The sequence below is a fragment of the Streptomyces sp. NBC_00286 genome, from assembly GCF_036173125.1.
Taxonomy (GTDB): domain Bacteria; phylum Actinomycetota; class Actinomycetes; order Streptomycetales; family Streptomycetaceae; genus Streptomyces.
In genome coordinates, this window is sequence record NZ_CP108054.1 from 5659206 (window position 1) to 5683258 (window position 24053).

Consider the following 24053-nt stretch of genomic DNA (forward strand, 5'->3'; position numbering starts at 1 on the left):
AGGCGCAGCTGCTGCGACTCGACCACGAGGCACACATCAAGGAGATCACGCTCTTCGGGCGTCCGATGCCGGCCCTCACCGCGATGATGATCACCCTGGGGCCGGACCTCACCCTCCGGCAGGGCCGCCGTGGCCTCGCAGCGCTCCTGCGCGCCAGCGCCGCGCCGGCGCACGCGCTGGTCACCTTCGGGGACCGCAGCGTGGTCCCGCCGCCCCGGCCGGGAGCCCGGCGGACCTGACAAGACCAGGTGCGAGCACGGCCTCCAGCAATTCGATCTCGATGATCCAGCGGCGAATCTCTGACTCGCCGGGGCGATGACTCTGGCTCCGGAATCCTTCCCTTGAGTATGCAACCAGGAAAGTACAGGAAAGTAGGAGAAAGATGTCGACACGCTCACGCGCAAATCACGGGAAGAAAGGTCTCATACGGCACAGGACTGGCCGTGTGGCCATTGCTGTCACCGCTCTAGCACTGTTGCTTCAAGGTTGTGCCGGCTCCGCGCGGTCGGCCACCGAGGTCCGGGCTGCTGCAGGCACGGCGGCAAGTGGGGCACCGTCGCCCAAGTCCGGTGTGACGACTCCCCACGAAGGAGACGCCACTGTCGCCAACTACAAGTTCCGGGACGGCGAGACAATCGATCAGCTGAAACTCCATTACACCCTGCTCGGCGAACCACATAAAAACCAGAAGGGTGAGATCGATAACGCTATCTTGCTCCTTCACTGGACGGGCGCGAGCGGTAAGGCCCTGTTGACACCGGAGTTTCAACAGTCGCTTTTCGCGCCAGGGGCGCCATTTGATGTGACACGTTATCTGGTTGTCATTCCCGACGCGATCGGGCACGGTCAGTCGAGTAAGCCGAGCGACGGACTCAGAAGCAGATTCCCTCACTATGGGTACGGCGACATGGTCGATCTCCAGCACAAGCTCGTCACGGAGACACTCGGCATTTCGCATCTGCGCGCAGTCGTGGGGATGTCCATGGGCTGCATGAACGCCTGGCAGTGGGCAGAAGCCTACCCAACCGCGATGGACGGGATCATGCCAGTGGCGTGCTTCCCAGAGCCGATCAGCGGACGGAACCTGCTGTGGCGAAAAATCATCGTCGACCAAATAAAATCCGACCCAACCTGGAACGGCGGAAATTACCAACAACAGCCACCTGCGGCGGCGGCTGCTGGCAGCATTGCGCGCATGATGATCGACGGTGTCTCGCACCTGCAAGAAGAAGTCACCACACCCGGGCAGGCTGACCAGTTTATCCAGGCCGCCAAAGCGCAATACTCCGGCGGCGACGCCAATGACCTCATCTACTCGTTGGAGGCGTCCCAAGATTTCAACGCCGAGCCTCACCTGGGGAATATAACGGCCAAGGCGTATGCAGTGAACTTTGCCGACGACGAATTCTACCGCGACAGCCTAGGTATCCTGCAGCGAGACATGACCAGGGTGCAGCACGGAAGATACGTAGTACGCCCGACTACAGACGACTCAACGGGACACTTGTCGATGACACATCCAGCCCTGTGGAAAGACAAGGCGCAAACCTTCATGAAGTGGCTCAACGCCAACTGAGCCATGCTCCAAAACGGGCCAGTCGCGTTCGCTGCACGGTCGAGTTCGCCAGGCTGTCGCCGTTGAGACTGTGGCGCTGTCCAGGAGCGCACCTCTCCGTTGCTGACCGGCTGCACCGGTCTCTGCGGCAGCCACCTCGTCGTGGCGATCGGCAGGCGCGCTCAAAGGCACCCGATCCGGCTGGGGGTACCTCCCAGGCCCTTAAGGCACTGGGGGAGGACGGCATCGCCCTCACGCGACCGGAGTGATCGTGTGGGGGCGGTGCCGTCCAGGCCGACCGGCGTGTCCTCGGGCGTGAGGTACCCCGCCCTCCCTTTCCCGGACCACGGACCCGATCCATGCCGCCGGACCGCGGAGCGAACGCGGGCAACCAGAACGCCCAACACCGTTCGGGGCGTTCGGCTGAGCATGAATCCTGACACCAGGACTGACTCCCGCTCAGTCTTTGGGAACGGTGGTGCGGCGGCGGCGGCGCGTCCTGCGTGCAGGATCTCGGCGAGGCGTTCGGCCTGAGCGTCGACGGACTGGGGCCCGTTGCCGGTGAGCAGGGCGTGCTCTTCGTCCCAGACAACCTTGACGGCGAAGGTGTTCAGGGTGAGGTCGACGTCGTATCCGGCGCTCTTGAGCGCCACGTCGACGTAGTAGGTCAGGCGGGTGGCCTCGCCGGGCACCTTGGGATACCCCCGTCTCCAGCATCATCCGCTCGCCGTAGCGGGGAACGGTGGTGATGTTCGCGCCCTTGAAGGCGTGCCTCTCATCGGTGGTGACGGTGCCTTCGTCGCCGACGCGGTAGCGGGCGGACGTCAGCGCGATGGGAGCGTGGCAGATCAGCGAAACCGGCACCCGGCTGTCACGGAGGGTGTGCAGCAGCTCGCCCATCCACGGGTTGTCGTGGAAGTCGACCATCGGGGCGTGTCCTCCGGGCATGTGAACGAAGGCCAGGTCGGCGAGGGAGAGATCATCGGCGGGGTCGCGGTGCTTCTCGATCAGTTCCTGGAGCGAGTAGTACGTGCGCTGCTGCACCGCCTCAAAGGCGGCGACGACCTCGTCACGGATCGAGGCGGCCTCTGCATCGGTCTTGGGCAGGGGCTGCGAGACCGGAACGCGTCCCAGGTGACGCCGCGCGAGGTCCAGTTTCGACGTCACGGCGCTTCAGCAGGTCGGGGTTCTGCTCGCGCAGCGCCTGGGGGGTGGCGTGTTTCACGGCGCCTTGGAAGGTGGTGCGGGCGGATGCGCTGACCATGCGGCCAGCGGCGTGGAAGTTGAGGGCCAGGCCGTTGGCGCCCTGCTGGGGCGAGTTGAGCGACCGGTCGTGCGGAGCCACCGCCGCCGACCTGCGGATTCCGGCGATTTGATCGGCTACACCACCCGGCGGGACGCCATCTCCCGGCGGATAGATGCCGCCGGGACAGCCGGGACGAGGAGCGGTTCGTCTACGAAAGGGTCCGCGCCCGCGACGAAAGACGTCTTCGCCAGCAGATCCGGAAACTGAAGGAACTCCGGGCGGCAGACGCCGAGAACCTTCGCCAACTGCGGGAGGACAACGAAGCCCTTGCGTCCACGCCGCCGTCCAGGTCTTCGACCCTCTCCAGGACGGCGCCATCCGCATCCTTGACCTGCCGTCCCTCGACCAGGCGGCGACCATCGTGCACCGCGGCTCGATGGACACCGTGCTCCACCGCCCAGACCCTCGCCCGCTGGATCGACGCCCACGGCTACCAGTCGACCGGATACCCCCGCGAGATCAACCTGGAGTGCCCCGAGAACCGCGACGACTGGGTGACGGAACTACAGACCCCGGTGACCCGGGCCTGATCAATCGCACCACTTGCGCGGCGGCAAGCCAAGTCGCCCGATGGCTCCGGGGCCGTGCCGTCCGAGTAGGGAGGGAAGAGACACTGCTGCCGTCGTAGAGCCCTGGTCAGTGGCGTGTCATGCGTGAGCGATGCGTGAGCGGACTGTGTGGCACAAGCCGACACGGGCGGGGGACGGTGATCACGGCGAACGTGTTCTGACCAGGTACTTTCCGACAGCGCATCAGCGTCCGGAACCAGTCAGCACACCCCCACCAGCCCTCGTAATGCGTAGGTCTCGGGTTCGAATCCCGAAGGCGGCTCCGAGAAACCCCAGGACTCACTCGCCGTGACCTGGGGTTTCTGCTTTTGGGTGGCCTTGGAATCGGGTGCCTGTCGTGCATGGGCGGGTTTCTGCGGTGAGTATCGATGAGTTCGTGCAGGCGCTTCATGGGGGATCCCCGCCCACGGTCCGATCCCCTCCGTACGGCTGACCAAGATCTTCCGACAGCCCCAGCCGGTCCGGGGTGGTGACCAGCGCCCACCGGATCAACCAGGGCCTGCCCCTGCCGACAGACGGCCTGCCCGACTTGTTCCTCTTCGTGGAGGACGACGTCGACAACGCGGCGGTCTTGACGTCGACGTGGTGGCCAGGCGATTCCCGTGGAAATTCGGCCTCGACCCGCGTCGCGACGTCCAGGTGCCGGTCCTCATGCACCGCTGTCCCACCGGGCTTCCTCCGACCTGCCAGCTTCGCCGCCCTCCGCCTCTTGGCCGAGAGCCCACGTGACCAGATCTGAGCGCGCCTCAGCGGGTTGTCAGGCCGGCGTCAGTGAGGCGTCGTATCAGCGAGGACTTGCCGCGGTGCTGCTCGCGCAGGTCGTCAAGGCGCCGGGCGAACTCCTCGGGGGTGCCCGCCCGGTCGTGGACCTCGCGGAGATCCTTCAGAGGGTGACAGGGACGCCGTAGGGGCCGGGCTGTTTCTGCTCGATCAGGTTGGCGACATCCTCCAGGCTTGCCCGGCGTTCTCGGCCAGGTGGTCCAGGTGGTCCAGGTGGTCCAGGTGGTCCAGGTGGTCCAGGTGGTCCAGGTGGCCTCGCGGGCCGGCTGTTCGGCTCAGCAGGCCTGGGTGTGGGCCTGTTCCCGCTGCCGGGTGTGCTCGTTGCGCACCTCGTAGGCGGCGTCGAGGAGCTCTGCGGCTGAGCGGCGCCGGGTGGCGGTGGACGGTTCGGTTGTGCCGTCGTGGGACGCGGCGCGGTGGCGGGCCAGGAGTGCGGGGCCCGGCTGTGGGGCGGTGCCCAGGGCGGCGTCCAGCAGCAGGGCGTCCTTCTCACGTTGCGGCAGGGCGCGGATCCAGGCGGCGAGTGCGTCCTTGTCGATCGTCTGGGAAGGGGCGGCACCGCCGGCGCGGGCAGCAGCGGTGAGCAGGTGCGGGTCGATGTGCAGGAAGTCCGCCAAGGCCTGCTGCGGACCGGTGAGTTGGGCAAGCCCTGCGGGTACGGGCGGTTCGAGGGTGAAGGTGTACTCCTCCTCGTCGACGTCCTCCTCCAACTCCCAGCGGGTGAGCCCGGAAAGCCAGGCCAGGTAGAGGGGACGCAGGTCGCCCGCGGCGAGTTCGGTACGCAGGGTGGTGAACGAGGCGAGGGTGAAGGAGGTGTCGAAGTCCCACTCGCCGCCGTCCTCGGACGAGTAGGCGAAGTCGAGCAGCAGATGCCCGTTCCTGGTCCAGCAGGTCAAGGCGTCTTCCATACAGTACGGTTCGGCGCTGCGGGCGGGCAGCAGCGTGGTGGGCAGGCGCAGCATCAGGCGCCGCGACCCCCAGTTGGCGAAGTACAAGTGGGCGTCGTACAGCTGCTCCATCAGTCTGTGCTCATCGCCGCGGAAGTCGCCGTAGTGGTACTCGTTGACGAAGTGCGTCGTGCTGATCTGGGCCCGGCTCGACAGGGTCCGCACCTGCTCGAGCTCGTCCTTGGTCAACGGTCGGTCGATGGCCTGGAACTCGTAGTACTGGTACTCGCTCACGGCCGTGCAGCCTAGCGTCGTGTGCTGCGGCGCATGTAGCGGGGACCTGGCTTTGATCCCACCCCTCGGCACCGTCGGGTTCATGGAATCGGGCCGAGGACGACGGTCCCGCAGCGGTCGGAGGGCAGGCACGTCGTGGCGACACCGAGGGAACGGCCGGCGGAGCTGCTCGGCTGGGGTTTTCAGCGTCCGGCGGAGGCGCCTGTGGCCGACCTGGTCCTTGAGGTGGCCGGGGCCGGGCCGGTGAGTCTTCCGGTGCGGGTGCCCCAGGTGAAGCGGCTGATCATCGTGGATGGAGGCTGCGGCGTTCGTGGTGAAATGCCGCGCGGTCGCTCCTTCCGGTGGTTCACGGCTTCTGCCCGGTCGGCCGGTCGGCGTAGTCCTCGACCAGGCTGGCGACGAGTGAGAGCAGGGCGTCGGCGCGGTGCCGGTCCTCGTGCTGGTTGCGCAGGGCCTCGTCGAGTGCACGGAGGCGGGCCAGGGCGGCCGGGTTGCGGTCCCTCACCTCGTCGAGCAGCGGTGTGGTGATGAGGTCCAGGCATTGGGTGAGCAGGCGACGGGTGGAGGGGGAGGGCGGGTTGGGGTCGGAGGCGGCGAACCCCGTGGTCAGGTACCGGACCGGGTCGGTCAGGCTCCAGCCGACGACGGTGCCGTGCTGGACGAGGAGCGCCACGTCTGGGGCGATGCCGATGCGGGCCTCCAGCGGCTCGTCGAGGACGTCGAGGTCGCCCAGGCAGGTGAGCACGGTGTCTCCGGGGGAGCGGCAGAGCTCCGTGGTCACCTCCAGGCGGAAGTCCCGGGCCTCGTCCGCGCGAAGGCCGCCCGGGCGCACGGTGGGCGTGGCGGGAACGCGGGCGGCGTCCTCGGCATCGGCGGCCTCATAGGGCAATCGGAGCCCGGCGCCGGCCAGTTCCCGGCCGGCTTGGTCGAACCGGAGCTCGTCGGGAGCGTCCCACAGCCACTCCCGGCTGCCGAAAGTGTCCACGAGGAACCGCTGCCATTCCTTCACGTCCCCGTACTCCGCAATGCGCACACATTGGCCCGGGAAGTCGAAGCGCGGGGTGACGCGTAGTGGAGCGCCCGTCACCGTCGCATTCCAGTCGCCGTCGAGGGTGAGTCTCATGGTGAATGCCATCTCATCGAATCCGCACCGAGGGAGCCATGTAGCCGCTCTTGGCCGGAATCCTGGCTTCCACCACGTCCGCGCGCGTGATCGCCCCACCGGGAGCGATGGGGAGGCCGCCCAGCGCCGTGGCTCCGGAGTCTCTCCTCATGCCCGACGGGCCGTACGCCGTGATGACCTTGCCGCAGTGTCACGGTCGGCGCCGCCCGTCGATCCGCACGGACCGCACCGCACCCTGGCCCGCCGCCCAGTTCCTTGGTCTTCGTCCTCGTTCACAGTTCCCGTAGTCCTCCACGTAGGTGGCGATCAGCTCGAGCAGGGCGTCGGCCCGGTGCCGGTCATCGCGCTGCTCGCGCAGGGCCTTGTCGGCGGCCTGGAGGCGGGCCAGGGCGGCCGGTTCGCCGTCGACCAGGTCGTCGACCACCGGCGTGGTGACCAGGTCCAGGCATTCGGTGAGCAGCCGACGCGTGGTGTCGGACGGCGGGGCGGGATCGGGGTCGGCGAACCCAGTGGTCAAGTACCGGACCGGGTCGGTCAGATGCCAGCCGACGACAGTTCCGTGCTGGACGAGGAGCGCCACGTCTGGGGCGATGCCGATACAGGCCTCCAGCGGCTCGCTGAGGACGTCGAGGTCGCGCAGACAGATCAACACGGCGTCCCCGGGAGCGCGGCACAGCACTGCGCACATCTCATGCCGGAAGTCCCGGACCTCGTCCGCGTGGAGCCCGCCCTGGCGTACTGCGGGCATGACGGGAACGCGAACGGACGTCTCGTGGTTCGCGGAGACGTACGGCATCTGGAGTTCGGCTCCGACCAGCTTCCGGCTGTCCGGATCGAACCGGAAGGTGTCAGGGGCATCCCAAAGCCACTCCTTGCTGCCGAAGGTGGCCACAAGGAAGCGCTCACGTTCCTTCACGTTCGCGTAGTGCGCGACGTAGACGGAGTTGCCCGTGAAGCGGGGCGCGAGAGGCTGATCGGACGCTCGGCGTTCGCCCTCGCCGGTGTTCTGCACCGCCTCGGCCGGACGGACGAGGCCCGTGAGTTGTACCTGCAGTCGCTCGGACGGGCCGACAGGCGGCGCTCGGGCTTCGACCTGGCACGCGTCCACGACGCGCTCGCCGAACTGGACACAGCCGAAGGGCACCTGGTGGAGGCCGAGGAGCACCGTACTGCGGCCCGGACCCTCCGGCGGCGCAACGGCCTGGTGTAGACCCAGGCCACGGCTTGAAACAGCAGCATGACTCTGTTGGTGATGTTGGGCAGGTCATGCGGTGGCTGAGCACAGAGTGCGGAAGTGCGTGGCCCGGCGTCGTGTTCTGGGCGCGGTGTCGATCCAGTCGGCGATGCGGGCGACGTTGCAGGCCATCGCGGTGAGGACGTGCTGGACGTGGGTGCGGGCCAGGCCGCGGTAGCGGGAGCGGCGCAGCCCGTGGGCCCGGACGTTCTGCGAGAGGGTGGCCTCGATGCCGGCGCGGATCGCGTAACTGCGCTGCCATTGTTCGGTCTGCTGATCGAGCCGGTTGCGCGTTTGGATCTGGTGTAGCGGCCGGGGCAGCACTGCTACTGAGCGGGGCCGGGTCGCGGAGGACGTGCACTGTGTGCGGTCGGGGCAGGACCGGCAGTCTGCCTCGGCGAACCGGGCCTGCAGATAGGTGTTCCCCTTCATTCTCAGCTCGGTCCAGGACACACTCGTGGCGCCGCGTGGGCAGATCGCCTGCTCGTTGTCCCAGTCGATGGTGAAGGCCGCCTTGCCGAAGCCCGAACCGGCCTTGGCCTGGCTGCTGTGGTCGGCGACGACCGGGCCGAGCAGAGTGATGCCGTGCACCCGCTGTGCCCGCTCGATCCGTGCCGGGGAGATGTAGCCGGAATCGACGACATGCTCGGCGGGCAGCAACTGCCGTTCGGCGAGTTCGTCGTGGATGGTGTCGGTCAGCTCGATGTCCTGGACGGTGGAGATGGTGGTGGCGACATGGACCACCAGCTCGGGGCGTTCTTCGTCGCAGGTTTCTGTGAAATGTGTCCGGTATCCGCTCCAGGCGGTGTCCCGTTTGACGCAGTAGTGCGCATCGGTGTCATAGGGAGAGTCGAACCGCAGCGAGGCGGGCGGCAGGGCATGGCCGTCCCGCCAGCGCAGCAATCCGTCCGTGTCCCAGAAGTAGTGGTGGACCCAGACCTGGCGAAGGATCTCCATTTGAGGAAGAAGCCGCAGGTGGGGCGGGGTGTGCGCGGCCCAGGCGGCGGTGAGGACCTTCTGCCCGTCCCTGCCGAACTCCTCGGCCCGGGCGGTCACGGCCGCCTTCCCGCCCGGCAGTTTGCCGATCTCCACCCGGCGCCCGTACCGCTTGGCCCACTCGGGCTCGATCAGCGGAGTCAGCCAGGCGGGGGCGGCCTCGGCCAGTTCCTCCAGCGCCGCCCGCAGCGTCTCTGCGACCAGTTCCAGGCGGCTGAGGGTGCGCACCGCGGCCAGTACATGAGTGGCGTCGGTACGCTGCCGGCCCCCGGCCCTGAGCAGGCCGGCCTCCACCAGGCGGTCCAGCATCAGCTGCAGCAACTGGTCGGCGGCGCCGTCCTGTTCGGCCAACCGGGCCCTGAACTCGCACAGCACCGAGTGGTCGAACCCCGGATCCTCCAGCTCCAGACCAAGGGCATACTTCCAGTCGATCCTGGTGCGGACCGCATCCGCCGCCGCACGGTCGGAGAGATTCTCCGCGAACTGCAGCACCGACACCAGCGCCAGCTGTCCGGGTGACAGCCCCGGCTTGCCGTCGGAGGGATACAGCCCGACGAACTCGTCGTCCTCGAACAGAACATCGAGCCGGTCCCGGATGAGCATCGCCGGCGTGCCCTTCGGGCACGCCGCCCGCGCTGTCCGCACCGTCCTCACCGGAATCCGTTGGACACTCCTCGGCCGTAACGACACTGCCCCCACACCCCAAGATCCGAGGCCACCCCGCACTCCTCCAGCGAACCATCCGACGGACCCACCGTCAGCTCCCCGGACAACATCACCAACAGAGTCGCAGCATTGGGTCTAGAACACCTGCGTGGCTTCGGCGTCCGTGGCCGGGCGGAGGATGATGCGGAAAGTCCGTTCTCCGATGAGGCAGTTCAGCACGGTGGGGCTGTCCGGGGCGGGCCGGGGGGAGACCAACCGGGCGTGCACGGCCGACAGCGCGACGGCGGGGTCGATCCGTACGATCCGGCCTTCTTCGGAGCGCGGTTCGACCTGGACGGCGTACGTCTGCTCTTGACCGCGGACTCTGAGCAGGCACCCTCCGGACGGCAGCAGAGCCGCGGCCGAACGACAGCTCGGGTAAGCGGACAGGGCATGCCGAGTCCACCCGTCGGCGGTCCAGGCCAGGTCCACGGGGGCGGCGGAGGCCGGGAGCGGACGGCGGTACAACAGGCCTGCGGAACGGGAGAGTTGTTCGCCGGCGGCGCCGTGCTCCACGGCCAAGTGGTGGCCGGGCGGCCCGGTGCCGGCCGGGTGCCGGGTGATCCGGACGCCGGCCGCGTTGGTCTCCACATGGACGTCGAACGCCGCGGGGACACGCGTGGCGGGCGCGGGCGAGGGCAGCAGCCGGGGTGTGAGGCCGTGCGTGGGTGGCGCGAGACCGAGCAGGGCATAGACCTCGGCTCGCAGACGGTCCACGGCATCACCGGGTGGCGCGAACGCGGCCTCAGCGGCGGCGTGCCCGGGACCGGGCCGGTACGCCCGCAGTGCGTCGACGATGTCGTCGGTGCGTCCCAACTGCGGTATCCGGTCGAGGAGTACGCCCATCGGGCTGCCTGGGATCAGTTCGCCGCCGCCCTGGTGGACGCTCACGATGGGGCGGTCCTGGGCGGCGCAGTAGTACAGGGCGGTTGATCCGTGGTCAGTGACCAGGGCGTCGGCGGCAATCAGGACGGAGGCCCACTCCTCGTGGGGATCCGGCAGGATCATCCCGGCGTCGAGGGCCGGCGCGAGGCGTTCGGTCAGCTCGTACGTCCCGAGCAGGCTGCGCTCATTGGGATGGACCACGAGCGCCAACTGGTATTCGTCGTGGGGCAGTTGGGCCGCGAGCAGGGCGGGCAGTCCGGGGTGTCGCCGGATCAGGGATTCCGGCCCCCACGTGGAGACCAGGACCAGCAGCTTGCGGGCTCCGGTGCCCAACGCGGCCCGGTAGCGGTCTCGCAGGGACGACGAGGCGAGGACACGTTCCAGAGTGAGATCGCCGATCACCTTCGCGCGCCGGGCGGCCTGCGGATTCATGGCGGCCACTCTGGCGACCTGATCGGGATGGGCCAAGGCGTGCAGCGCTATCGGGGCGTCGTGATCGGTTCGTCGCAGATACGCCGGGTCCAGTCCGGAGGCCGAGTCGGCCGAACCCTCGCCGGGGATCGACTTGTTGAAGCCCGCGCCATGCGGCAGGAGGACGTGAGGGCCGCGCAGCAGCCTCAGGTCGCACTTCGGGCTGGCGGCGACGACCAGGTCGTACGAGCGACCGCGCGCCTCGCTCCATGGCACCGTGCGGCCTCCGAGGGCGTCGATCGCGGAGAGAGCGTCCGCTCCGAAGTCGGACCCGGGAACGAGGGTGAACAGGCGGGTGATTCGGTCGTCACCGGAAAATACCGGGAGAACGTCGAGCAGACGATAGAGGGCCACCGCCGACCGAGCCGCGAACAGAACCGTTCGCCCGTCGCCCGTCGCCCGTCGCCCGTCGCCCGTCGCCCGTCGCCCGTCGCCCGTCGCCCGTCGCCCGTCGCCCGTCGCCCGTCGCCCGTCGCCCGTCGCCCGTCGCCCGTCGCCCGTCGCCCGTCGCCCGTCGCCCGTCGCCCGTCGCCCGTAAGTGTCGAGTCTACCGAGAACCGGCCGACGGAACAGCTGTTTCCGCAGGTCAGGGCCGATTCCTTCGCGTCGTCGGGCGACATGATCCGATCCTATCGCGCACTGTTCGAAGGTCGCCGAGAGTGATCCACACCGCACATTCGGCAGGAGCGGTGTGGCATGCCGTGGCCGATTGTGAGGATGGCGGCATGAGTGACTGGGGAATCGCACTGATCGCCGCGGGATCGGCGATCGCGGGCAGCATCGTCACCGGCTGGTACGCCCGCAGCGCCGGCATCCGGCAGGCCGCAGCCGCGCGCCACGCGGGCGACCGTCAGGCGGACGCGCTGCTCGAATCGGTGCGCATGACGCTTCGCGCCGAGTCCGGCCACCGCGAGTTCGCCCTTCGCCGCCAGACCTACGCGGAGTTCCTCGGAGCCGCAGAGGTCAGCATCCTCACCGCGCGGAACGGGCGAGGTCAGGCCGACGACGACGTCTTGCTGCAACGCACCTTGGGCGGGGTGCTCCTGGAAGGCCCGCCGGATGCCGCCGCCGCGGCGCAGCATCTCGTCGACTGTCTGAGACGCCATGAGAGGCCTGACGAACTCAAGCGCGCGAAGCTGGCCTTCGTATCGGTGGCGCAGGAGTGCTGCCGGCCCCGGTGAACTTCCGTAAACCTTCTCCAGGTCTCCCTGCCAAGGCGCCCTGCTCACTGATGCCGGAGCCATGAAGACGGCCAAGGCCTGATCGCGGCGATGAAGCGCTACGAGTCCGCTGACTGAGCGCGCGCCGCATACAGCTCTGGCCAGGTCACATAGCACGTGAACTGGCCTCTTGTGTTGCTCGGAGCGTGACGCGTCACCCTGCCAGGGTGCCGCGGGATGGCTTGCGTGAGCGGAGCCGTCCGGTGCCTTCTTCGACCGGGTCTGCGTGAGCGGGCTGCGGTGCCGTGTGACCGCGGCGGCTTTGAGTCGCAGATGGTCAATGCTCCTGGCGTACCGGACTCTGTCGAAGTTCAGAGCCGCGAGGTCGTCCCGGTGGATGACGAAACGCGCGAAGAACGACTCGTGCTCTGGGATCTCAAAGGTGGCGAGGGTCACCCAGTCCTGTTTGAGGACGAGTTGCCATCCGCGTTTCGATACAAGATCTTCGGCTTCTGCGACTGTGTCGAAGAATTCCTGGACTGATGCACAGTTGTTTTCTGCGACCAGTTCTTCTTCGGCGATCGTGTACTCCGGGAATTCTTGGGGCGGATCGTTGTGCACACCCATGGCAATGCCTCGTTCCAGCGTCCGGTCGTCCGGCCAGATCTCGTGTGCCAGAGCGAGCAGGTCGCCCGGCCGTGGCACGTGGTCGCGGAGTTCCGCGACCGCGGGCCGCAGGTAGGGGACCTCGGCTTCTTCCCAGGTAAGCCACGAGGGCCAGTGGCACATCAGGGAGGCGTACAGGTCCTGCTCAGGCTGGATCGCCACATCCTCCGTGGCAGGCGGTGACACCTCGGTGGTCTCTACTCCCGCCGGTACGTAGATCACGCTGCCCGTCGGATTCTGAAAGTCTTCCTCGGCGAAGAAGAGCAGTGTGCCATCGGCCGGGAAGGTCACGTCGGTTCCCGGCGGCAGGTCGGCGCAGTCGACCGAACCGACGTATGGGATCGGCCAGCCTTCAAAACCTTCCTCGAGTTTGACCGTCGGCCAGGGGACCTCGGCAGGGAGTCTCGGCAGGCCGCCTATGCGGCCTGCCAGATTTCCCGGCCAGGGAATCGCGGATGGTTGGGGGTGATTCGCCGGTGGATCTAAGAGGCCGGGTGACAGATTGGCGTAGAGGCGCACGGTTGCCAGCCAGTGCTCGACTTCATCGGCCGGAAAACGACGCTCTGCCGCAAGTATGCGAAAGCGGTCTCGCTGATCCATCGCCACATGATCTCAGCACCGCGTCCTCCACTGCCCGGACGGGCAGCGCTCCGCCAGGCGTGAGCCAGTAGCTCGGACGGGCCCGGAAGCGTTCGATCTCTGCGTGCAACTCCGTCGCCCCCTTCGGCGGCGCGGAAGACCACGCCCGGATTGACCAGGCTCAGTCTCGTACGCTCTGCGTCGCGCGGCGCATGTTGCCAGAACGGCAACATGGCGTGCCGCATCGGCGGGAGCCGGGCAAGACTCAGAGCGTTCTCCGACAGCCGGACGCGTCCCGGGCACCGCGGCAGCCGGACGCGTCCCGGGCACCGCGGCAGCCGGACGCGTCCCTGGCAGTCGGACACGTACCCGGGCCGTCAGACGCGTACCCCGGTGGCCGGACCCCCTCCTAGACAAAGGAGCCCCCTGATGAGCAGTACCAACGCGGTCACGTTCTGGGACGGCGTCTACGCGGCCCGGTCGGCGGCCGCCGATCCGCGGCCGAACGTACGGCTCACCGAGACCGTCACGGGTCTGCCGCCCGGCGATGTGCTGGACCTCGGATGCGGCGAGGGCGGCGACGCGCTGTGGCTCGCCGGCCGGGGGTGGCACGTCACCGCCGTCGACGTCTCGGCCGTGGCCATCGAGCGGCTCGCCGGCCTTGCCGTCTCCCGTGGCCTGGGCGACCGGATCGCCGCCGCGCGGCACGACTTGCGTGAGTCCTTTCCGGACGGCGAGTTCGACCTCGTCTGTGCCCACTACCTGCACACCCCCTTCGACCTGGACAGGGCGAGCGTCCTGCGCGCGGCCGCGCACGCGCTGCGGCCGGGCGGACGGCTGCTGGTCGTCGACCATGGATCGACCGCTCCGTGGTCGTGGAACCAGGATCCCGACATCCGGTACCCGACCCCGGGGGAGGTCGCCGCGGACATCGGTCTGGACCCGGCGACGTGGACGGTCGAGCGGGCCGACGCGCCCCGCCGGATCGCGACCGGACCAGGAGGGCGTACCGCCGAGGTCACCGACCACGTCTTGATCATCCGCCGCACCGCCTGAAGCGGCGCCGCTTCCGCGAGGAGTCACCATGTCCACCACCCCTCGCCGCACACGCCGCGGCGACACCCCGCCGCCCCGGACCGGAAGCAGCGAGACCGAGGTGCTGCGCGGCTTCCTCGACTACCTTCGCCGCTCGATCGCCGCGAAGGTCGAGGGCGCCCCCGAACCGGAAGTCCGTACTGCCGCAGTGCCGTCCGGTACGAACCTGCTCGGCCTGCTGAACCACCTCACCTTCGTCGAGCGGGCGACGTTCCTCGGAGACCGGGTCACCGACTGGCCGGCGACCTTCCACGCCGCACCCGCGGACAGCGTCGCCGACGTCGTCGCCCGCTACCGGGAGGTGGTCGCGCAGGCGAACGACGTACTCGACGGCTGCACCGACCTCGCCGCACCGGTACCCCGCCCCCGGCCGAACAGCCCCGCTCCCAGCGTCCGTTGGGCGCTCACCCACATGATCGAGGAGACCGGCCGCCACGCCGGCCACGCGGACATCCTCCGCGAACTGATCGACGGCACGACCGGACGCTGACGCGGGCTCGCATTGGGTGTCAACCCGGTCCGGGTGAGGGACTTCGCAACACGCCCTACGCCAGAGGCTCGCCCGCACGTGATCGCGAGTTGATCGCGAGTGACGTTCGGCCGTTGTGCGCGTGTACGGCCGTCCGGCGCGTCCGGCGGCCGGGCAGCAGCCCGACGGCCTTCAGCCGCTTGTGCGAGCAGCGGGCGCCCAGGACGGACAATGCCGAGGAGACCAGCGACTTGGGCCCGCCCGCCTACTCAAGGGCCGACTACCGCTACCGCTCCCGTTCCCGCTGACCGGTCGCGGCGTTCGTCTGAGACAGAAGCGTCAGAAAGGCCCGGGTAGAGAACCGGCCGCGCGTACACGTCCCACAGCCTCCCGAGGAACAGCAGGCCGAACCTGGCCAGCCCCGCGGCGCGCGCGGCGGGGGGAGGAACCCTCCACCCGGAACGTTGGCGCACGGCATCGAGCTTCAGCGCAGAGGCGGCGGCGTGCAACATGAGGACGTAGGCGACTGATGAGGCCGAATGGGTGATTGTCTGCGCATCCGGGATTCGGAACCGTGCCCGCACGGAATGCATGGGATTTTCCCCGAATTCCCCATGCCCCGGAGGTGGGCTCCTTGACGCAGAACCCCCGGACAGCGACAGCGACCGACATGCATTTCCCTGACGGGCATGACGTGCGGATGATGCGATCCGTGCTGGAAACCGGCGGGTTGTGGACCGTCGACACGCAGGCTCCGTCGTACCAGCAGCTCCGGCCGTTCAATCAGCCGGACGGGGCGCTGTCCGCTCAGCTCGCGGAGGCCGGTGAAGAAGCGAGCGCCGCGTACTGGGAGACCGACGGGTTCCCGGTCCACAAGGGCCTGTCGACGCATTTGGCGAATCTGACGGGCATCGAGCAGCATCCCGATCCGGTAGCGGCCCATGTCATGGCCGTTTGTTCCGGCTACGCCTATTCGGGGGTGGAAACCGTCTCGATGATCACGGCGAGGATGGGGCTCGACAAAAACCACTGCCGCCTGATCTCGGCAACCGTCGACGCCATGTTCATCTGCTCCAGGGCGTTTCTGATCCAGAGCGGCGACGGGAAGGTGGTCATCCTCTGCTACAGAGGCACCGAACCGACGAATCTGGCCAATGGACTGACCGACGTCGATGTCGAACCGGAGCGGATCAACTACCAGTTCGAGGATCCCTGCGCCAGCGTGCACGCCGGCTTCTACCGCAATGTCCGGGCCACCCGCCACGAGGTCATGGAGGCGTTGCGGCGCGCGGTGGCGGGGCGATCGGTGCGTAAACCGGTGGAGGGCGAATCCGACAAGATGCCGGGGAAGCTCGAGGCGCTGTACATCACCGGGCACAGTCTCGGAGGCGCCATGGCCTCGATGATGGCCGTGATGCTGCGGCACGAGAAGAAATACGCGGCTGTCGCCGAACTCCTCAAGGGGGTCTACACGTTCGGCCAGCCGATGATCGGCGATCCGAGTTTCGCCCGAGCCTGCGAGAGCGACGCGGAGTTCAGCCGAAAGATCATCCGGTACGTTCACGGCGACGACGTCATTCCGCATTTTCCGCCGGTGACGGCAGGGCCGTACGAACACTTCGGGCGCGAGTACCGGTACCGGATCTCGCACCTTCAGCAGAGCGTGGCCGGCTGGTTGAGATACCTGGGGTCCTCGTACCAGCCGCAGACCGGGGCGTGGCGCGAGACGAACACGTACACGTCACAGATGTCGAGCTTCCTCGGTTTCGCGCTGGGCGCGACGACGCTGGCCGCACGGAAATCCCAGATCCTGCGGGCGCTTCCCGTCGTGTACTCGCTGGAGGACCATCTTCCCGCGCACTACATCGGGGCGCTGACCCCGGGGCGCGTATCGGACGAATTCGGCGATTGAGCTCGATCGTTCGATTGATTTTGATCAATTATGGGTCCCCGTCAGTTCACTGACGGGGACCCCGCGTTGTCGCGATAGCGTGGCATGGCAAGGAGTGCTGCGGAACGTGGGGCGGGTTCATGCGGATGCGGTTCGATGCCGGGGCCGAGGACGAGTTCCAGGTGGCTTGTGGGCTGCTGGTCGAACGGTTGGTGGGGTGGGCCGGGGAGCAGGGGCTGCCGGTGGACGGGTTTCTGGCCGGGGCGGCGCTGGACTATCGGCACCGGGCCACCGTTGACGGTCGGTTGGGGCTTTGGGAGCCGCGGCATGTGGAGGAGTTGCTGCTCTGCTGGCTGCCGCAGACGATCACCGAGCACTCGGGGGAGGAGCGCGGCGACGCCCCGGGCACGTTGCGCACGCTGCTGCGTTATCTGCACGCCTCGCAGTTGGCGGGCCCGCGCGGGCCCGCGCTCGAGGAATCCCTCGCGGCGGTCGACGCGGTGGCCGAGCAGTACTCGGCGGCGATGGCGGACCGTAGCCGCTGGGGCTTGGCGAGGTTCTGGATGACGACGGCTGCCGAGGAGGGCGTGGACCTCCAGGACGAGGCGGCGTTGCAGCGGTTCGTGGAGCGGGCGCAGCGCGGGGAGGTCGCGTACGACGAGGACGCCCTCGAGACGATCATGGAGCGGCGACTGGCCGGCGACTGGTTGTCCGACGCGGCCCGCGCCGAGCCGCAGCTGCCCGTGGCGCTCCCCGCGGATGGTGAACTGCGCCGGCAGGCCGAGGCGTCGGCGATCGTGGCGCAGTTGCGCGGGCTGGCCGAGTGGGCGGGGCGCGAGGGCCGTGCGGTGACGGCGACGGGGCGGCTGCGGATGGCCGATGCCCGCGAGCTGGTGGATGCGCTGGGCACCGGCGACAGCACCGAAGGGGTGCGCTCGTCGGCCGATCTGCCGCGGCTGGGGCTGCTGGTGGAGTGGGCGAAGAAGGCGCGGCTGGTGCGGGTGGCCAAGGGACGGCTGTACGCGGTGGCCAAGGCCCGGCCGGTGCTGGCCGACCCGCTGCAACTGTGGCTACGCGCCTTCGACGCATGCTTCGAGCTGCGGCAGGCGCTGGTCGGTGCGCGCAGCGGCTGGTACGTGGAGTCGATGCTCTTCGATGTGTACGAGGACATGCTGGAGGACGTGCTGAACACGCTCTACAGCCTGCCGTACCCGATGCCCTGGCCGCGGCTGCGGGACTCCGTACACCTGGGCTACCAGGCCGAGTTCCAGCTGGGCGGCCAGCCGGACGCCGTATCCCAGGCGTGGTTCGGGCATGCGGACCGGGACCTGCGGACGGTGCTCGACGTGCTCGTGGATCTCGGTGCGATCGAGCGGGACCGGGGGATGGCCGATCCGGTGTTCCTGGACGTCGACCTTTCCGACGGCCTTTCCGACGGCCTTTCCGACGGCCCTTCCGGCGGCCTTTCCGGCCCCGGGTCCGAGCTGCCTGCGGACCTGCCGCCGGAGCTCGCCGAGCTCCTGAGCGCCGTGGCGCCCGCGGACCCGGCGGTGGCGCGGGAGCGTGCCCGCGCCCAGCGTGAGGAACTGACCGCCGGGCCGGTCGAGCTCCTGCGTCTCACGGAGCTGGGCACCAGGGCCGTACGACAGCGGCTGCTGGCCGTCGGCCGGGACGCACCCCTGATCGGCGAGCTGGCCCAGGCGCCGGCGGCCGGTCTGCTGGGTGTGCTGGCCGACGACTACGATCCGGACGCCGCCCGTACGGAGCTGGCCGGCTGGATCGCGGCTCACGGAGAGCGGGATGCCGCGCTGCGGCAACTGACCGAGGCCGTACGGTCCATGCCGTTCCGTGTGCGTGCGCAGGCGATGTTCGCCGTGCTGCTGACGGGGCTGCCGGACGGCGAGGGCGAGCGGCTGCTGCGCGGACTGCGCGGCGACGCCCAGCTGGCGCCGCTCGCGCTGAGCGAACTGGCGCACCGTCAACTGCTGTCTCCCGAGGACATGACCGACGCCGAGCATCTGCTCGTGCTCGCCGAGAGCCTGCTTCAGCTGGTGGAACTGGCGGGCGGAGGGGACGCCGCCGTGGAGGCCCTGCGCGCCCAGGGCCCCGCCGCCAGGGACGCGATCGCCGCCGCATTGGACTCCGCGCACCCGGACCGGCCCGGACTCGAAGAGCTCCGGGCGCTGGCGGCTCGGGCGCGGGTCGCGTCGGGGCGCCATGCCCGCAATGCCCGGCGCTCCTCGGGCAAGAGGCGCGGCAAGCGAGGTCGCTGACCGGGCGCGTCGCTGGGGCTCGCGGTGTCAGGGGCCGCGGGGACGGGGCTCGCGCTGCCGGGGCTCGTGGCGCCATGCCCGCAATGCCCGGCGCTCCTCGGGCAAGAGGCGCGGCAAGCGAGGTCGCTGACCGGGCGCGTCGCTGGGGCTCGCGGTGTCAGGGGCCGCGGGGACGGGGCTCGCGCTGCCGGGGCTCGTGGCGCCATGCCCGCAATGCCCGGCGCTCCTCGGGCAAGAGGCGCGGCAAGCGAGGTCGCTGACCGGGCGCGTCGCTGGGGCTCGCGGTGTCAGGGGCCGCGGGGACGGGGCTCGCGCTGCCGGGGCTCGTGGCGCCATGCCCGCAATGCCCGGCGCTCCTCGGGCAAGAGGCGCGGCAAGCGAGGTCGCTGACCGGGCGCGTCGCTGGGGCTCGCGGTGTCAGGGGCCGCGGGGACGGGGCTCGCGCTGCCGGGGCTCGTGGCGCCATGCCCGCAATGCCCGGCGCTCCTCGGGCAAGAGGCGCGGCAAGCGAGGTCGCTGACCGGGCGCGTCGCTGGGGCTCGCGGTGTCAGGGGCCGCGGGGACGGGGCTCGCGCTGCCGGGGCTCGTGGCGCCCGGCTCGCAACGTCCGGCGCTCCTCGGGCAAGAGGCGCGGCAAGCGAGGCCGTTGACTGGGCCTATCGCCGGGGCTTGCGGCGCTGGGGCGCGCTGTCGGGGCCTGCGGCGCCGGGCTCGCAATGCCGGTGTTCCTCGGGCGAGAGGCGGGGCAGGCGAGGTCGCCGGCCGGGCGCGTCGCCGGGGCTCGCGCTGCCGAGGCTCGCGGCACCCGGCTCGCAATGCCCGGTGTTCCTCGGGCAAGAGGCGAGGTCGCTGACCGGGCGCGCGATGCCAGGGCCCGCGGGGACGGGCTCGTGATGCCGGCGCCCGCGGCGCCGGGCTCGTGGCGCCGCGTTCGCAACGTCCGGCGTTCCTCGGGGCAAGCGGGGCCGCTGACCGGGCACATTGCCGGGGCTCGCGACGCCGGGGCTCCTGGGGACGGGGCTTGCGGCGCCTGACGGGTCCCGTACCGGCGCGGCGCCCCACGGCGGGAACGGGCTGCGGTCCGGTCGGCGTCTCACGGCCGGAACGGGCCGCGCCCCCCGGGTCTCGTACGTCCTTGGCGGCCCTCCTCGGTGGCGCGCTACCGTCGGGTCGTGGTCGAGGAAGCCAGAGAAGCCGAGGAATGGGACGAGGCCGGGCTGCAGGCCGTACGTGTCGCCGTGCATGCCCAGGACGGGGTGGCGCTGCTTGCCGCGTTGCGCCGGGGACCCGAGCGTGAGGTGTTGCAGTTGGCCGGTGATGGTGTGGCCGGGGCTGCGGCGAGGGGGGTGCCGGGGGCTGGGGATACGGCGGCCTCGTTCGTCGGTGCGCTCGAGGAGCGTGGCTTTCGGGGTGATGAGGAGCTGGCCGATCGGTTGCGCGCGGCCATGGGACATGCGGCGATCCCCTTTCTGCGCCCCCTCGCGGTCGATCTGGAGATGCTGGCCATGGTGCTGGAGGGCGACCCGGCGGAGTCCGGCGGCCGGCTCGATCTGACGACCGGGGAGTGCTGGCCGGAGTTCACCGACGAGTTCGGGCCCGAGACCGCGGAACTGGACGATCCCGAGCGCTGGCTGAACGTGCCCAACCTGGGTTCCCGGCCCGCCTACCGGGACATGGAGCTGTTCATCGACGGGCTCGACGACGCCGCGCTCGCCGACCGGCTCCGGATCGCCATCGCCGGGCGGGGCGCTTTCCGCCGCTTCAAGGACGTCCTGGCCCGCGACGAGCGCGCCTGGCGTCGCTACCACCGCTTCACCGACGAACGACAGCGCGGCCGCGCCCGCGCCTGGCTGGCAGAGGAGGGCTACTGCCCGCGGCTTCCCGTACAGCGACTTTGACGCGCCTCATCGCGGGCCGCTTCGTCCGCAACTGAACCGGGTCCAGCAGCAGCCGGATGCCGCGAAGGGCCGGCCTGAGGTCGGGACTGATGAAGCCGCTACCACCGGCTCGCAGCGGCCCCGGACCCGGCCGCTTCATCGGCCCCCTGCACAAAGGCGTACGCGAAGCGAACGGAGCACACGGGGTGGGCACGCGGCGCCGGGAGGCCTGGTTGTCTCAGCCTCAGATCGCCTCCAGTGACGGAGTGGTCACCCATTGTCAGACCCAGGTGTCACAGTGGGAAGCACGGTGATCACGGGGGAGCGACATCATGACCGGTACGGCAGCGCAGTGCCTCACTCTCGAAGCGGCACGCAGGGAACTCGGCCTCAGGCGGGAGGAGTTCACTCTGGGGATCGAGCACGGCGTGATCCGTACGTGCTGGAGCGGGGGCGAGCTGTGCGTCAGAGCCGGCGAGGTCGTCCGATGGCGCGCGGCCCCGGGTGAACTCGCCGAACTCACCCGCCTGGTGCACGCGACGGAGACTGCCGGGCTCGCGGGGATCAGCAGGCATCGCTTCGACCAGTTGGCGCGCGCCGGGGCCATCCGGCCGGTCCGGTCGTACACCAACCGCTGTCACGCCGAGGTCTGGCAGTACTCGGCCGCTGGCGCGCGCCAGTTGCCCGAGCGTCGTCCCGAACTGTTCGGGGCCCGGCTGCCCGGCTGCCCGGCTCCTGGCCGGAGGGTTGGCCTCCAGGAACGTGGGGCTGTCCTCGTTGAGCCAGAGCATGGAGCGTTGTTGGCGTTGCTGGGGGTGACCGCCACGGTGCGGGCGCCGCCGCCTGCGTCGAAGGCGATCTCCAGGTCGGCGCCGGCGTCGCGGTAGGTGGCGTGGGCGAGTTCGTAGACGCCGAGGCCCAGGCGGCGCTGGCCCTCGTGCACCGCCTTGACCGTGAGGGTCTTCACCGGGTCCTCGGTGGGATAGGCGGTGCCCGCCTCCACCAGGGCCTCGAACTCGTAGGCACCGGTGTCCCAGTTGACGTGCCGGATGGCGTAGTCGTGCTGGAAGCGGTGGATCAGGCAGGCCGAGAGCAGGTCCAGGGCCTGTCGGGCCGTGTGGCCGAGGCCCGGGTAGCGCTGGAGCCTGGTCACTTCTGCCAGGTCGTGGCGTCGTAGGGAACCCATGGTTCTGGTGGGGACCCATTCCCGGGGGGCGAGGTCGTACAGGTTGACGGTGGTGCCCTCGCCCGCCACGGCGAGAACGTTGCTCTTGGGGGAAAGCCGTACACAGGGCCGTACGCGCGCGGCGCCGACGACTTCGATCCGGTCGTGTACGAGCTCGCGGGGCATGGGGATGTCGGCGGTCGGCGGTACCGCGAGGATCTCAGAACCCCGGGGACCGGTCCCGGCGCACGCCCGCCCACCCCCGCGCCAACCCTCCCCAGACCCTCAGCCCTTGATGCTCCCCGCCGTCAGCCCGCCCACGATGAACCGCTGGAAGATCGCGAACACGCACACCACCGGAACGCAGACGAGCGTCGCCGTGGCCATCAGCGCTCCCCACGCGGTCCCGTGCTGGCCGACGAAGGAGTTGAGGAGGACGGTGACGGGTTGTACGGAGGGCTCCTGGGCGAGGGTGAGGCCGAAGACGAACTCGCCCCAGCCGATGAGGAAGGAGAGCCCGGCCACCGCCACCAGGCCGGGCACCATGAGCGGCAGGACGATCCGGAGCAGTACGCCCATCAGCCCGCAGCCGTCGACCAGCGCGGCCTCCTCCACGTCCCGAGGCACGCCCTGCAGCACGGGACGCAGCACGATCACCGCGAACGGCAGGGTGAGGGTGGTGTCGGCGGCGATCAGGCCGATGTACGTGTCGTCGATGCCGGCCCGGCGTTCGAGGATGAACAGCGGGGCCGCCAGCACGATGCTGGGCGGCAGTTGGGCGACGAGGAGCGCGAGCACCATGGTGCCGGAGCCGCGCATCCGGACCCGGGCGAGCGCGTAGCTGAGGGGGACGCCGAAGAGCAGGGTGAGGGCGACGACTCCGCTGGAGATCACCAGGCTGTTGAAGAGGGCCTGGAGGAGGGCGTCGTCGTCCAGTGCCGCCGAGTAGTTCTCGGTGGTGGCGGGTGCGGGGATCCACCTCGGGGACTCGCCCAGAATCCGGTCCGGCTCCGTGAGGCTGGTGTTGAGCATCCAGTAGACCGGCAGCAGGAAGGCGGCGCAGATCAGCGTGGCGGTCGCCGTGAGCAGCCAGGGGCGGCGCGCCGGTTTCATACGGCACTTTCCTCCCGTTCCTCCCGGCGCAGCCGCCGTACGTAGCCGATGCCCGCGAGCAGCGGTACGACGAGCAGCAGCAGTCCGGCGGCGGCGCCCTCGCCGAACCGGAAGAACCTGAAGAAGACCTCGTACACATAAAGCGAAAGGACGGTGGTGGCGTCGACCGGGCCGCCGCCCGTCATCACGAAGATGAGGTCGAAGACCTTGAAGGTGTAGACGAGGCCGAGCAGCAGCACCGTCACCGAGACGGGCCGTATCAGCGGCAGCGTGATCCAGCGGAACCGCTGCCAGGCGCCCGCCCCGTCGATGGCGGCCGCCTCGTGCAGCTCCGGGTCGATGGTGTGCAGTCCGACCAGGAGCAGCAGCATGTTGAAGGGCACGCCGACCCATACGTTCGCGAAGACGACCCCGGCCAGGGAGGTGCCAGGGTCGATGAGCCAGTCGCGCGCCAGGGTGTCCGGGCCGATGGCGCGCAGCAGGGCGTTGTACGCGCCGGACTCGCCGTCGAGCATCCAGCGGAAGAGGGTGCCGCTGACGACCGGGGGCAGCAGCCAGGCCACCAGGAGCAGTGACCGGAGCAGGCCGTTGAGCGGGAAGGGCCGGGCGAAGAGCAGGGCCAGGGCGAAGCCGATCGTGAACTGGAACAGCAGCGAGCCCACCGTGAACACCACTGAGAGGCGGGCCGCGTGCCAGAAGTCCGGGTCGGAGACGGTGGCCCGGTAGTTCGCGAGCCCGTTGAACCGCGTGGCTCCGCCTAGCAGACCGCTCAGGCCCACGTCGTGCACGGAGGTCCAGGCGTTGTAGAGCAGGGGGTACGCCAGGAAGAGGGCGAGGAAGGCCAGGCCGGGGAGCGTGAAGAGATACCCGGTGCGTCTCAGGCGGGCCGAGGGCGTACGGGACGGGCGTAGCGCGAAGGTTCGGCGGTGTGGAGCGGCGGTGCGGGGTGGTCTCACAGCG

Annotated in this window: 19 protein-coding genes and 3 pseudogenes; 13 read left to right on the forward strand and 9 right to left on the reverse strand. The window is 69.5% G+C overall.

Annotated elements, in window-relative coordinates:
- Positions 1–65 precede the first annotated feature (65 nt).
- The 3 genes and pseudogenes from OHT21_RS26080 to OHT21_RS44755 all read left to right on the forward strand — a co-directional run.
- Positions 66–239, forward strand: a complete 174-nt coding sequence (locus OHT21_RS26080; RefSeq protein ID WP_328770751.1) for a hypothetical protein — start codon at positions 66–68, stop codon at positions 237–239.
- A 206-nt stretch (positions 240–445) separates the two neighbouring features.
- A complete protein-coding gene (locus OHT21_RS26085) occupies positions 446–1576 on the forward strand; it encodes an alpha/beta fold hydrolase (RefSeq protein ID WP_328770752.1) in 1131 nt (376 codons plus the stop codon).
- 141 nt (positions 1577–1717) lie between these two features.
- Positions 1718–1978 (forward strand): annotated as a pseudogene (locus OHT21_RS44755) (hypothetical protein); the annotation flags it as partial.
- A gap of 36 nt (positions 1979–2014) precedes the next feature.
- Here OHT21_RS44755 and OHT21_RS26095 read toward each other — a convergent pair.
- Entirely contained in the window at positions 2015–2722 is a 708-nt protein-coding gene (locus OHT21_RS26095) for a hypothetical protein (RefSeq protein ID WP_328774468.1), read from the reverse strand.
- Between the two features lie 410 nt (positions 2723–3132).
- Here OHT21_RS26095 and OHT21_RS26100 point away from each other — a divergent pair.
- Both OHT21_RS26100 and OHT21_RS26105 read left to right on the forward strand, forming a co-directional pair.
- Positions 3133–3391, forward strand: a pseudogene (locus tag OHT21_RS26100) (GyrI-like domain-containing protein); the annotation flags it as partial.
- A 447-nt stretch (positions 3392–3838) separates the two neighbouring features.
- A pseudogene (locus tag OHT21_RS26105) lies at positions 3839–4102 on the forward strand (ATP-dependent RecD-like DNA helicase); the annotation flags it as partial.
- Between the two features lie 383 nt (positions 4103–4485).
- Here OHT21_RS26105 and OHT21_RS26110 read toward each other — a convergent pair.
- From OHT21_RS26110 to OHT21_RS26120, 3 genes are all read right to left on the reverse strand, one after another.
- Positions 4486–5391, reverse strand: coding sequence for a hypothetical protein (locus OHT21_RS26110; RefSeq protein ID WP_328770753.1), 906 nt, complete (start codon positions 5389–5391; stop codon positions 4486–4488).
- A gap of 346 nt (positions 5392–5737) precedes the next feature.
- Entirely contained in the window at positions 5738–6526 is a 789-nt protein-coding gene (locus tag OHT21_RS26115; protein WP_328770754.1) for a hypothetical protein, read from the reverse strand.
- A gap of 178 nt (positions 6527–6704) precedes the next feature.
- The gene (locus OHT21_RS26120; protein ID WP_328770755.1) at positions 6705–7430 is read right to left on the reverse strand and encodes a hypothetical protein; all 726 of its coding nucleotides are present in this window, start codon (positions 7428–7430) and stop codon (positions 6705–6707) included.
- Between the two features lie 9 nt (positions 7431–7439).
- Here OHT21_RS26120 and OHT21_RS26125 point away from each other — a divergent pair, with 9 nt between their 5' ends.
- Positions 7440–7724, forward strand: a complete 285-nt coding sequence (locus tag OHT21_RS26125) for a hypothetical protein (protein WP_328770756.1) — start codon at positions 7440–7442, stop codon at positions 7722–7724.
- A 54-nt stretch (positions 7725–7778) separates the two neighbouring features.
- On the opposite strand, the gene OHT21_RS26130 is transcribed toward OHT21_RS26125, so the two are convergent.
- From OHT21_RS26130 to OHT21_RS26140, 3 genes are all read right to left on the reverse strand, one after another.
- Positions 7779–9470: an IS1182 family transposase gene (locus tag OHT21_RS26130; RefSeq protein WP_328770757.1), complete on the reverse strand. Its 1692-nt coding sequence runs from the start codon at positions 9468–9470 to the stop codon at positions 7779–7781.
- A gap of 75 nt (positions 9471–9545) precedes the next feature.
- Entirely contained in the window at positions 9546–11159 is a 1614-nt protein-coding gene (locus OHT21_RS26135) for a translation initiation factor 2 (protein WP_328770758.1), read from the reverse strand.
- Positions 11160–11434: 275 nt separating this feature from the next.
- Positions 11435–13231: a DUF1963 domain-containing protein gene (locus OHT21_RS26140; RefSeq protein ID WP_328770759.1), complete on the reverse strand. Its 1797-nt coding sequence runs from the start codon at positions 13229–13231 to the stop codon at positions 11435–11437.
- Between the two features lie 408 nt (positions 13232–13639).
- On the opposite strand from OHT21_RS26140, the gene OHT21_RS26145 reads away from it, so the two are divergent.
- The 7 genes from OHT21_RS26145 to OHT21_RS44765 all read left to right on the forward strand — a co-directional run bounded on the left by OHT21_RS26145 (position 13640) and on the right by OHT21_RS44765 (position 21992).
- The gene (locus tag OHT21_RS26145) at positions 13640–14266 is read left to right on the forward strand and encodes a class I SAM-dependent methyltransferase (RefSeq protein ID WP_328770760.1); all 627 of its coding nucleotides are present in this window, start codon (positions 13640–13642) and stop codon (positions 14264–14266) included.
- 28 nt (positions 14267–14294) lie between these two features.
- On the forward strand, positions 14295–14795 hold the full coding sequence (locus OHT21_RS26150) for a DinB family protein (protein ID WP_328770761.1): 501 nt from the start codon (positions 14295–14297) through the stop codon (positions 14793–14795).
- Positions 14796–15348: 553 nt separating this feature from the next.
- Positions 15349–16686 (forward strand): lipase family protein, encoded by a 1338-nt coding sequence (locus tag OHT21_RS26155; RefSeq protein ID WP_328770762.1) that lies wholly within the window; start codon positions 15349–15351, stop codon positions 16684–16686.
- 119 nt (positions 16687–16805) lie between these two features.
- On the forward strand, positions 16806–18938 hold the full coding sequence (locus tag OHT21_RS26160; RefSeq protein WP_328770763.1) for a hypothetical protein: 2133 nt from the start codon (positions 16806–16808) through the stop codon (positions 18936–18938).
- Between the two features lie 1172 nt (positions 18939–20110).
- The gene (locus OHT21_RS26165) at positions 20111–20836 is read left to right on the forward strand and encodes a UPF0158 family protein (RefSeq protein WP_328770764.1); all 726 of its coding nucleotides are present in this window, start codon (positions 20111–20113) and stop codon (positions 20834–20836) included.
- A 311-nt stretch (positions 20837–21147) separates the two neighbouring features.
- Positions 21148–21702 carry a DUF6397 family protein gene (locus OHT21_RS44760; protein WP_443050431.1) on the forward strand — a complete coding sequence of 185 codons (555 nt, stop codon included), beginning with the start codon at positions 21148–21150 and terminating at the stop codon, positions 21700–21702.
- Between the two features lie 5 nt (positions 21703–21707).
- A complete protein-coding gene (locus OHT21_RS44765) occupies positions 21708–21992 on the forward strand; it encodes a hypothetical protein (RefSeq protein ID WP_443050432.1) in 285 nt (94 codons plus the stop codon).
- 273 nt (positions 21993–22265) lie between these two features.
- Here OHT21_RS44765 and OHT21_RS26175 read toward each other — a convergent pair whose 3' ends face one another.
- Together OHT21_RS26175 and OHT21_RS26180 are read right to left on the reverse strand one after the other, a co-directional pair.
- The gene (locus OHT21_RS26175) at positions 22266–23093 is read right to left on the reverse strand and encodes a carbohydrate ABC transporter permease (RefSeq protein ID WP_328770766.1); all 828 of its coding nucleotides are present in this window, start codon (positions 23091–23093) and stop codon (positions 22266–22268) included.
- Positions 23090–24049, reverse strand: coding sequence for a carbohydrate ABC transporter permease (locus OHT21_RS26180; protein WP_328770767.1), 960 nt, complete (start codon positions 24047–24049; stop codon positions 23090–23092). The genes OHT21_RS26175 and OHT21_RS26180 overlap by 4 nt, the downstream gene beginning before the upstream one ends.
- Positions 24050–24053 lie beyond the last annotated feature (4 nt).

Bases quoted from the DNA above. Each gene is read 5' to 3' on its own strand.
- OHT21_RS26175 (WP_328770766.1), bottom strand. From the start codon at position 23,093: ATGAAACCGGCGCGCCGCCCCTGGCTGCTCACGGCGACCGCCACGCTG.
- OHT21_RS44760 (WP_443050431.1), top strand. From the start codon at position 21,148: ATGACCGGTACGGCAGCGCAGTGCCTCACTCTCGAAGCGGCACGCAGG.
- OHT21_RS26160 (WP_328770763.1), top strand. From the start codon at position 16,806: ATGCGGATGCGGTTCGATGCCGGGGCCGAGGACGAGTTCCAGGTGGCT.
- OHT21_RS26115 (WP_328770754.1), bottom strand. From the start codon at position 6,526: ATGGCATTCACCATGAGACTCACCCTCGACGGCGACTGGAATGCGACG.
- OHT21_RS26150 (WP_328770761.1), top strand. From the start codon at position 14,295: ATGTCCACCACCCCTCGCCGCACACGCCGCGGCGACACCCCGCCGCCC.
- OHT21_RS26080 (WP_328770751.1), top strand. From the start codon at position 66: ATGCCGGCCCTCACCGCGATGATGATCACCCTGGGGCCGGACCTCACC.
- OHT21_RS26145 (WP_328770760.1), top strand. From the start codon at position 13,640: ATGAGCAGTACCAACGCGGTCACGTTCTGGGACGGCGTCTACGCGGCC.
- OHT21_RS26140 (WP_328770759.1), bottom strand. From the start codon at position 13,231: ATGGATCAGCGAGACCGCTTTCGCATACTTGCGGCAGAGCGTCGTTTT.